The organism is bacterium (assembly GCA_039961635.1).
GTDB lineage: Bacteria > 4484-113 > 4484-113 > JAGGVC01 > JAGGVC01 > JABRWB01.
Window position 1 is genome coordinate 1 of the sequence record JABRWB010000020.1, and the last position, 10119, is coordinate 10119.

Genomic DNA, 10119 nt, shown 5'->3' on the forward strand with positions numbered 1-10119 from the left:
ACCGACGGTTCTATCGTTTCGTACGAGTGGGATTTCGGCGACGGCAACTTCCGCGATTTCACTTCCACGAACGGTACCGCAGCCCACCTTTTCACCGAAACCGAAGTGGGCGTACGCATCTGCACGGCGCGTGTGACGGATAACTCATACCTTTCGACGAAAAAATCCGTGACCGTGATCGTCCATCCGGAATCGGGCGGGCCTGTGCCGCAGCCTCCGGTGGCGCGGCCGATAGCATGGCCGATAATGGGCGACTCGCCTCTGGAAGTAACGCTTTTCTGCAATTCCTCGTACGATCCCGACGGCGAAATAGTCAAGTACGAATGGGACTTTGAAGGCGACGGCCAGTTTGATTGGCAGTCGGCAACGCCATCGCACTTGCAGCACACGTTCGACGCCGGTACATGGAACGCGGTGCTCAGGGTGACGGACGAAAACGGCTTGCTGGACAGCAAGAGCATCACAATCCTCGCGTACAATACATCCCTTCACTGGACTAGCGAAGTTGTTGAGCAGCTAGTTGATGGCAGTGAGCTTAAATTCAATAATCTTGATAACTTGGGAATAGGCGCGGCGGTTTCGCCTGTAACGGGCGAGTTGTGTTTGCTCTACGGCGTGAAAGACGCGTCTTTTTCAAGTTATAAAAACAGGATCAGGCTCGCGTTTCAAGGCGGTTTGGCGGGCGCGGATTGGCGTTTCGAGGATTATTACATCGCAGTAGAGCCGCCCGCACAGCCACCTGCTATGAATTTGCCTACTCGCCCGGCTTTTTTTCCGGACGGAAGGCTTGTATTTGGAACATATTTTGTTACCGGATCCGAATTTCGCCAGGCAATTTTGGTAGAGCGCGACATTGACGGCAGTTTTTCAACATTCAACATGGGCGGTTTCAACGGGGATATACATTTCGGGCGCGACTGGCTGGACGTGGATGCTGGCGGGAACGCGGGATGGCTGTACAAGGACAGTCCCCTCACCGAAAATTTTGTCTTCGCCGAGAAAATCGGCGAGGAGCTGAGCCTGTCGTATCCGGTGTTCAAGAAATGGGGAAAAGGTGCATCGACGGTTATAGGAGACGTCAGGTACAGTGGCGGTGTTCCTTGCATATTATACTTGGGCGATGTCACATCAATTTACAAACCTTCGGGGGAAGAATGGTTGGACCATGATGTAGCGGGGGGGCATTATGCATATGGGAAGATTCTCTCGCCAGTGTCTGAAGATGTAGTTCATTTGCAGACTGGCAAGATTTTTCCGAACAACTGGATATCCCGCTACCATCATTCGGGCGAAGATTGGCTTGGCAGGCAAATCGTCTTCGAAGAGAATCCGGATATGACAACGCCGCCATTTGAGGTTGGCGAATCGGGCGGAGTCTGGTTCTACCTGGTTAGGGGCAATTTTGAGGACTCAAAGTTGGCTCTTATTATCGACTATGGCTCATATTTTCAAATTGAGCCGATTGCAATACGCGAATATATTCAAGCAGAGAAGTACGGCATTGCCATCGATGCGGACATGTTATATATTGGAGCCTTGGATCCGATAAACTTAACCGTTACCCTTTTTGCAAGAGATATTCCGAGTTAGGCGGTTGGCAAATAAATTACTCCAACTTGTTAAATACACTTGACATTTGGATTTTGGCTTTGGATTTTGGCAAGGTAGAATGTGACTGTCGGCGATATATGTTTGACTGCCGGCGATATATGTTTGACTGCCGGCGATTGAAAACCCTTACTACTCGGAGAAGCGCATGGCAGTGATAACGTGGATAGAAAGCAGTCCGACGAGCAGCATCATGCCGGACACGAGCGGCAAGGACATCATTCCGAACAGCTCGGGCAAGGTCGTTACAAGTGCAGTTCCCTGGGACGAGGCTTGGCTGGGTGCCATTAGCGTAAACGGTGCCGCGGTTTTCAACGAGTCGGGCGGTAACAGCGACTTCCGCGTGGAAGGCACTTCGATCTCGAACCTGATACTCGTCGACGCGGATGCGAACAAGGTTGTTATCGGCGGCACGGTGGAGGGGACGGGCGGCTCAAGGCGTACCAGGCGAGCACCACTGCTGGCATAGTCGCTCTGCAGGTCAAGCAAGCGGACGAAGATCATGCAATCATCAGATTCGATGGCGCGGGAGCAGCCGATTTTTCCAAGAACATGACCACCGAGCAGGGAAACGGAATTCCAGTAGGGCCATTCTCCGCAATAGGGTCGGCCGGCACCAGGGGCTGGGCATGGGGCGGAATGATCAAAGTTGTGATTTCGGCGGGTCAAGGGACAACCTGGATGCCGTGGTATTCGGAAGTAACTTTGTAGAGGAGGATCGACGTGTTTGCGGAGCGGACAACGAAGGACGACATCGTCGTTTACCATCCACAACCGGATGGGGGATTCCTCTTGGAGCATTTCAAACATTCGGATTCGTTTCTCCTGACTCCCGCGCTGGCAAATGCGCTTTCCGAAATCTGGCAGAAGCGGGTTGCGGACGCGGCGGCGGGACAGACGGAGCCCGGTCCCGTTACCACGGACGGTCCGATTGCCAAGCAATCCAGATCAGTGCCGAAGCGCAAGCCGCGCCGTTAGAAGCAAGCATGAGTTTTCCCTTTGTGTTGGTCGCTGGATGGTTGGAGTTTTGTTATCCCGCCATCCGCTCGAATTAAGTGTTTGGATGGCAAATGCTTCCGTGAGGGAGCAGATTCGGAAGGAGGCATGGGTAATGGGCATGAAATCTGCCGATGCCGCATCGGAGTCCGATGCATCTGGATCGGTATGGATTGAATCGGCCATCTGGGCGCTCTTGGCCGGCGTTGCCGCGGCAGGGGCGATTTTTCTGATTGCCCGGAATTTGCTTCACCGGCGGGTTGCAGGGGCGCGTCGGCCGCTGCGAACCCGTTGTCCTGGAAATTCGCGCGGTTTGCGTCCCTGGACTTTGAGGGGCGAAAATCGTACATTCCGCTTTACGTTTTGTCGCCGCGGAAATAGCGCCAATCCGCGCAAGCCGCGGGCGAAAAAGTAGCTAATTCCCAAGCGTGAGTTTTGGCCGCATAGTCGGCGGGGAGGAGTTTTCCTGCCCGCTTTTATTTGAATCCGGCGCATCGCCCCGCCTTTTCCCAGCCGGCCCGGCTATTTCAGCTTTTCGACGGGGATTTTCAGGTATTCGCTGATGTGCCGCCTGAGCATCCCGAAGTTGAGCGGCTTTTCCAGGTACGCGTCGGCCAGCTCTTCTTTTTTGAGCCGGTCCAGCTCGTCGTCCATATAGGCCGTGATGACGATAATCTTCATCGCCTGGGTGTCGCCGTTTTCTTTGAGCTGCTTGCATAGCTCGAATCCGCTCATTCCCGGCATCCGGATGTCCGTGATCAGTATGTCGGGCGTGTCCTTGCCTATCGCGATGAGCGCGTCGAACGCGCTCTGGAACGTGACCAATTCGAAAGGGCACTCCTTGTCCGACGGGCAGATGCGCTCCTTGATGATGTAAAGGAAGTCCTCCTCGTCGTCCACAAGGAAAATCCGCGGCTTCGCCTCCTGCTGAAACTCCTCGGGCAGGGGCATCCCGTTGTCCTTGAGCAGCTTGATAAGGTCTTCGCGGAGGATTTTGTTGCGGCCTGTCGGTGTCTTGAACGCCTTCAAGATGCCTACGTCGATCCAGCGGATGATCGTGGCGCGCTCGACATGGCAGATCCTTGCCGCCTCGGTGGTGGTGAAGATTTTCTGGGACATCGAACCTCCCCGCGCCGGCATTTTAGTTTGGCTCCGGCGCAGGTGTCAAGCCGCGGAACGCAACCGCACTGGCGGCGGCGCATCCGGTGCTGATTCGTCAAATCCGCGAAACAACTTGTCAATTGAAGCGTTTCGGGGGGCAAATTTGGCGCGCTCCGAATGTCCCGCAAGGCCGAAGGTTTGGATTGAAGCCGGTTTTTGCGCTAATCTCATCGGGCCGAGGGCGAGATTGCCGCGGCGGCGGTGAAGATGAAGAGAATCGTCGAATGCGTTCCGAACATAAGCGAGGGCCGCGACCGGTCGGTAATCGACGCGGTGTTGGCCGAGGTGAAGGCGGTGCCCGGCGCGGTGCTGCTGGACGCGGATCCGGGGCCGGACACGAACCGGACGGTGATCACGTTCGCGGGCGAGCCGGGGCCGGTTATGGAAGCGGCGTTCCGGGTGATAAAGCGGGCGTCCGAGCTTATAGACATGACAAAGCACAAAGGCGCTCATCCGCGGATGGGAGCGACCGACGTGTGCCCGTTCGTGCCCGTGTCGGGCGTGACGATGGACGACTGCGTGAGCTATGCCAAGGAAGTGGGCGAGCGCGCGGGTGAGCTGGGAATTCCGATTTACCTTTACGAATACGCTGCTACGCGGCCGGAGCGCAGGAATTTGTCCGACATCCGCAAGGGCGAGTACGAGGCGCTTCCGGAAAAGCTGGGAACGAAGGAATGGGAGCCCGACTTCGGCCCGAATAGGTTCAATCCGTCAGCGGGGGCGACCGCGGTCGGCGCGCGCAACTTCCTTATCGCGTTCAACATCAACTTCAACGCGCGCGACGAAAAGCGCGTGCACCGGATCGCGAAGATGATCCGCGAGAGCGGCTGCCCGGCGCGGGACGAGGACGGGCGGCTGATTTTGGACGAAAACGGCGCGCAGGTGATCACGCCGGGGTTGTTCCAGAACCTGAAGGCGGTCGGATGGTGGCTGGCCGAGCGGCGGATTGCCCAGCTTTCGATGAACTTCACGAATCACAAGACGACCCAGCTCCACGACGTGTACGTGAAAGTGATGGAGCTCGCGGCCGAGCAGGGGCTGATTGTGACGGGAAGCGAGCTGGTCGGACTTGTGCCGCTGGATGCGATGGTCGCGGCGGGGCGGTTTTTCGCCGCGCGCCAGAAACGCTGCGAAGGGATGCCGATTTCGCGGCTGATAAGGCTGGCGGTCCACAGCATGGGGATGGAGGAATTCGGGCCGTTCGATCCGAAAAAGAAAATAATCGAGTACGCGATCGACGATACGCCGCGTCCGCTGGCCGCGTTGTCAATCCGCGATTTCGCGGACGAGCTGGCGGGCGACAGCCCGGCGCCCGGGGGGGGGAGCGTCGCGGCGCTTGCGGGCGCGATGGGCGCGGGGCTCGCGGCTATGGTGCCCAATCTCACGATAGGCAAGCGGCAGTTCCTGGATGTGAAGGACGAGCTGAACGCATCTTCTATCGAAGCGCAGGACTTGAAGGACAGGCTGCTGGACGCGATTGACGACGACACCGCGGCGTTCAACCGGCTTTTGGACGCGTTCCGGATGCCGCAGGGTACGCCGGAAGAGGTTGAGGAGCGCAAGGCCGCGATCGGCGCCGCCATCCGGGAGGCGACAATGGTTCCGCTGTCCACGCTGAAGCACGCGGCGCGTGCGGTGGAGCTTGCCGGAATAGCCGCGCGCAAGGGAAATCCCAACGCGTTGAGCGACGGGGGGGTGGGCGCGCAGGTTTCGCTCGCCGCGGCGGAAGGCGCGTACTACAACGTGCTTATTAATCTGCGCTCGATAAAATCCAAGAAATTCCGCGCCGAGGTAACCGCGGAGGCCGAGGAGTCCATAGCCCGCGCGCGCAAGGCCGCGCGCGAAATCGCCGAGTACGTGGAATCCTCTCTAAAATCCGAAATTAAGGCGGCGGCCAAATCCGCGGGCGAAGACGAAGACGAGGACGAGGCGTGATCGTTTTCAGCTTTTTCGGCAAATCCGGCGGTATTGAAATGTCGCCGCGCCGCTTTCGTAAGTTTCTGGAAAGGAAGGACTAATGATTCGCAATTGTTTATTGATTGTTTCGATTTGTATCGCGCTTGCCGAAGCCGCGGCCGCGCCCGCGCTGGCGTCCGCCAATTTCGATCCGAACGAGTATATGGAATACGTCAGCTTTCTCGCCTCGGACGAGCTTGAAGGCAGGCTGTCCGGCACGCAGGGCTGCTACGACGCCGCGGCTTATCTTGCTTCCGTCTATTACAACTTCGCGGAGCGGCCCGGCGACGACTGGTTCCAGCAGTTCGAGTTCACCAGCGGAGTGGAGCTTGCGGAGGGCAACATGTTCGAGTGGCTGGTGCACGGCCAATCCATGCCGCTTACGCTTGAAAAGGACTGGATGCCCGTTTTCTTCAGCCCCAGCGCCGAGGTAAAGGGCGGCCCCGTTTTCGTGGGGTACGGCATTTCCGCCGCGGCGGACGAGAATTACGACGATTACGCGGACTTGGACGTGGAAGGCAAGGTTGTGATCGTGCTGCGCCACGAGCCGCAGACCGAAGACCCGGCGCACTTCGGCGGCAAGCGCCCGACCGCGTACAGCGACCTTCGCCAGAAGGCGTACGTCGCCAAGCGCAACGGCGCGGTCGGGATGATCGTGACCACCGGGCCGCTGGGAAAAGATGCGGAAAACGAGGACAGGCTGATGCAACTTTCCCGCGCCGACGTTTACGGCGACAGCGGGATTCCGATAGCGTACGTCAGGCGCGAGAAAATCGAGGAAGTAATGGCCATGTTCGGCGGCGACCTTGCCGCGATGCAAAAGCAGATGGACGAGGAACTCAAGCCCGCGATGCTCGACATGAGCTACCTCGACGCGCATTTCAAGACTTCGCTCAATAAAATCAAAACGAAAACGGAAAACGTGATCGCCATCCTTCCCGGACGCGAGCTGCCCGACGAGTACATAATCGTCGGCGCGCACTACGACCACCTCGGCCACGGCGAGGCCGGCGCAAGCTCGCTCACCCGCGAGGAGTTCGAGGCGACTCCGTTCGAGGAGCGCATCCACCACGGCGCGGACGACAACGCAAGCGGCACGGCGGGGACGCTGATGCTCGGCGAGTATTTCTACCACAGGGCTGACAACCGCCGCACGCTGGTTTTCATCAACTTCAGCGCGGAGGAGCTGGGCGCGCTGGGCTCGCTGCACTACGCGGCGAACCCGCTTTTCCCGCTCGACAAGACCGTCGCGATGTTCAACTTCGACATGATCGGCCGGGTGCGCGACAACGTGATAACGCTGCAGGGAATCGGCACGGCGGCGGAGTGGACCGAAATACTCGACGGGGCCGCGCACGGCAGCCCTCTCACCGTCAAGCGCTTCGACGACGGGGTGGGGGGCAGCGACTACACGTCGTTTTACGCGAAGGGAATCCCGGTGCTCAATTTCTTCTCCGGGCTGCACGACGATTACCACCGCCCCAGCGACACCGCGGACAAGATAAACGCGGAGGGGGCATGCGAGGTGCTCGAAATCGCGGCCGCCGCGATTGACGCGGTTGACAAGCGTGACGCGCCGCTGACGTTCCAGAAAACCAAGGCCCCCGAAACCACCGGAGGGGGGGTGGATACAGGCACCGGGTTCAGCGTTTACTTCGGCTCGATCCCGGATTACAGCTACGACAAGAGCGACGGCGTGATGCTGCAGGGCGTGCGCGAAGGCAGCCCGGCGGCGGAGGCGGGGCTGCTTGCCGGCGATTTGCTGGTGGAATTCGGCGGCGCGGCGATAACGAATATCTATGACCTAACTTATGCGCTGCAGGATCACAAACCGGGCGACGTTGTGAAAGTAGTCGTCATCCGCGGCGGCCAGAGAATCGAGCTGACGGCGACGCTCAAGGCAAGGTAAGAAAGGCGCACAAGTTCAGTCGCGACCGGACGCGGGCGGAATGAACCCGCCCGCGCCGGGATTAACTCTCTCCTTGTTTGCTTGCGAGCGACCACCTTCTACTGCTCGGCAGGCAGCACCTCAAAGGAGCCGAAAAACCTTATTGGATCGTCCTGCATTTCAGTCGGTACTCGAGCGTAGACATTGTATGTTCCTGGAGACAAATCCCTCGCAAGCGGCTCCTGGCTGACATGCGGAGGTACATCCCGAAAGTACGGCTTGAGAAATCCAGGGAACACAGCGTCAACCTCAGTGTCCTTTGTGTCGTCGGAATAGCGCGAATAGAGGACAAATACCGAGAAAAGCAGCGATTGCCCCGGAGGCGCAGGGAATTCCAATGGACCCACCGGAAAAAGAGCCGCGTAGCCCTTTTCCTGAAGCAAAGAAGCCATCTTCTCGCTCATAAGAAACCTTGCTGAGATTTCGGGCGACTCACCTTGCCTGACGGTTTTCGGCAAAGTCATTTCCACTACTTTGGCTTCATAATAATTGGCCTGAGGCCTGAGCCAGAATGGCAACTCCTCACTGCCACTGCCACCGCAGGCGCCCGCTGCGAACAGCAAGGAGGTTACCACAGTCAACACGATGAAAAACCAAAAACAGGATTGCAGTTGAGTTTTCATGGCTTACCAACCCTCCAGCGCGGCTTCGTAATCCACGATGCCTGCGACATACATTCCACCGGACGCGACCGGGATGGAACCGCCCGCGCCCGGACATTCGAATTCAAGCATTAGTCGTAAGACAATTCGACAAAGGTTATCGGGTGCACATCGAACAGAAGTTCTGGATATTCCTCTACCCAATACCTGCAAACGTACTCCAACGAAATGTAGCTTGGCAATCGAACCGTTATCAGCGTTGCGCGTTCACCAAACCAGTAGCTTTGGACTGCTAGGTTTTCCCTCATAAGAAACTGCTGGGCGGCATTCGTCTGCATATGGTTAGGCGGGCGGAAATCCACAAAAACCTCGTTTGCAACTACGGGTTCTGTTACACCGTCCGGAAAAGTGTATTCCTTCACCGGCCTTAACATGGTTGCCAGAAGCTCCTCTTCAAAACCGCCGATTGGGGATATCTGCAGAGTCTGGCCGGGGCCGGTCGAAAGCGTTTCGACAATAAACGAGGGCACTGCATACTTCCTGTGCAGCTCGATAACTACCTGCCGATCCTTTGATGAAATGCAATCGGACAGGGGCACGGCAAACAACGGAACCGTAATGCTCGGATCTGCCGTGTCGTTCAAATGGCTGATTCCAAATCCTTCGACCTTCCGAAGAAAATTGCGCGCAATAACGGTCACATCTGATATTCCAACTTCGCCGTCCCCGTCGCCATCCAGCCACGAGTCGTTCTCGTCCTCAAAATCGTCGCCGACGACGTGTCCAAGGTTCAGTGCAAGAGGGGTCAAGTCCGCAACCGATACCTCGCCATCTAAGTTGTAATCGCCGGTATTGGGATACGCGAATGTCAGTGTAAGCAACTCGGGATCGTATTGAGGATCAACCGACAAAGTGTAGTCAACTTCGTATTCAGATGAACTGCTAAGCTCACGGATCAAATGGCTGTACAATGCATCGAAGCTTCCCGCTGAATCCCTTTTGTCCTGTTCAGAATGAACAGACAAAGCGTTCGGCAATTCTTTGACATTGTTGTCGCAGCCGACAAAAAGCAGAATTAGCAGCAGCGACGCACTATAAAACAAATGCCTGATCATGACTATCTCCTTTTCCACCAAGAATATTGATATCGTATGCGGAATCCTCATCCAAATTCCACATCGATGACCAATAATCATCGTTGGGATCGGATTGCGGAAATGCATCTAGATCACACAACAAGACTGGCGATACTTCGTCAATCAGTTCCGAATACCCAGTCGGCCAGTCGTCAACCGCGTCTTCCACAGATGTACCTTCGGGCAGGTTGGCCGCAAACGCGCCAAATGGAAGCCACTCCGAGTAAACGTCCAAATTCTCTGCCTCGATGAAGTCGTCTACATCCTCATCGCCGATAATAGCGGGATAGGTGCTACTGTAGCAAGGATCGGAGCTGTATTTTTGCGTATCGAAGTAATTCCCATCCTCATCCGGAAGCTCAGGGGCGTTTACCAACCACACTATTACGGCGTCGTCAACAATCGGAAAGGTTTCATGCGTAACCGGATCTTCATAGTCCCGGACTTCTCTGAGCATCAAGGCGGTCGTTTCCGAAATGAGTTGTTGAATGCTGAACCCGTCCATCTCGAATTCCCCGCCGCCTTCCGGCTCGTCGCCGTCCAGTCCGGGGTCCACCGCGGGCGCGCGGTTCGCCAACTCGTCCGTCGGGGATTCGCCTTGCGTGCCGGTAATCGCCGCCTCCGGTGCAACTGCGGCGTTCATCTTCTTATCGCTCCCGCAAGCTGTGACCAACATCACAAGCGCGAGCGACAAACACAACATCCGGAGGAG

The 10119-nt window shown here is 57.1% G+C and carries 9 protein-coding genes; 5 read left to right on the forward strand and 4 right to left on the reverse strand.

Annotated features, from left to right (window positions below; all coding sequences use genetic code 11):
* From HRF49_03335 to HRF49_03345, 3 genes are all read left to right on the forward strand, one after another.
* Positions 1 to 1590 (forward strand): hypothetical protein (locus HRF49_03335; GenBank protein MEP0813683.1); only part of this gene is annotated, 1590 nt, incomplete at its 5' end.
* Between the two features lie 166 nt (positions 1591 to 1756).
* On the forward strand, positions 1757 to 2077 hold the full coding sequence (locus HRF49_03340) for a hypothetical protein (GenBank protein MEP0813684.1): 321 nt from the start codon (positions 1757 to 1759) through the stop codon (positions 2075 to 2077).
* A 254-nt stretch (positions 2078 to 2331) separates the two neighbouring features.
* Positions 2332 to 2586, forward strand: coding sequence for a hypothetical protein (locus tag HRF49_03345; protein ID MEP0813685.1), 255 nt, complete (start codon positions 2332 to 2334; stop codon positions 2584 to 2586).
* Positions 2587 to 3126: 540 nt separating this feature from the next.
* Here HRF49_03345 and HRF49_03350 read toward each other — a convergent pair.
* Positions 3127 to 3723, reverse strand: coding sequence for a response regulator (locus HRF49_03350; GenBank protein ID MEP0813686.1), 597 nt, complete (start codon positions 3721 to 3723; stop codon positions 3127 to 3129).
* A gap of 249 nt (positions 3724 to 3972) precedes the next feature.
* Here HRF49_03350 and ftcD point away from each other — a divergent pair, with 249 nt between their 5' ends.
* Positions 3973 to 5700: a glutamate formimidoyltransferase gene (gene ftcD, locus HRF49_03355; GenBank protein MEP0813687.1), complete on the forward strand. Its 1728-nt coding sequence runs from the start codon at positions 3973 to 3975 to the stop codon at positions 5698 to 5700.
* Positions 5701 to 5782: 82 nt separating this feature from the next.
* Complete coding sequence (locus HRF49_03360) at positions 5783 to 7630, forward strand: M28 family peptidase (protein ID MEP0813688.1); 1848 nt, start codon at positions 5783 to 5785, stop codon at positions 7628 to 7630.
* Between the two features lie 98 nt (positions 7631 to 7728).
* Here the strand turns inward: HRF49_03360 and HRF49_03365 are convergent, their stop codons facing one another.
* The 3 genes from HRF49_03365 to HRF49_03375 all read right to left on the reverse strand — a co-directional run bounded on the left by HRF49_03365 (position 7729) and on the right by HRF49_03375 (position 10101).
* A complete protein-coding gene (locus tag HRF49_03365) occupies positions 7729 to 8292 on the reverse strand; it encodes a hypothetical protein (GenBank protein ID MEP0813689.1) in 564 nt (187 codons plus the stop codon).
* Positions 8293 to 8402: 110 nt separating this feature from the next.
* A complete protein-coding gene (locus HRF49_03370; GenBank protein MEP0813690.1) occupies positions 8403 to 9386 on the reverse strand; it encodes a hypothetical protein in 984 nt (327 codons plus the stop codon).
* On the reverse strand, positions 9364 to 10101 hold the full coding sequence (locus tag HRF49_03375) for a hypothetical protein (protein ID MEP0813691.1): 738 nt from the start codon (positions 10099 to 10101) through the stop codon (positions 9364 to 9366). Before HRF49_03375 ends, HRF49_03370 begins: the two co-directional genes overlap by 23 nt.
* Between the last annotated feature and the right edge of the window lie 18 nt (positions 10102 to 10119).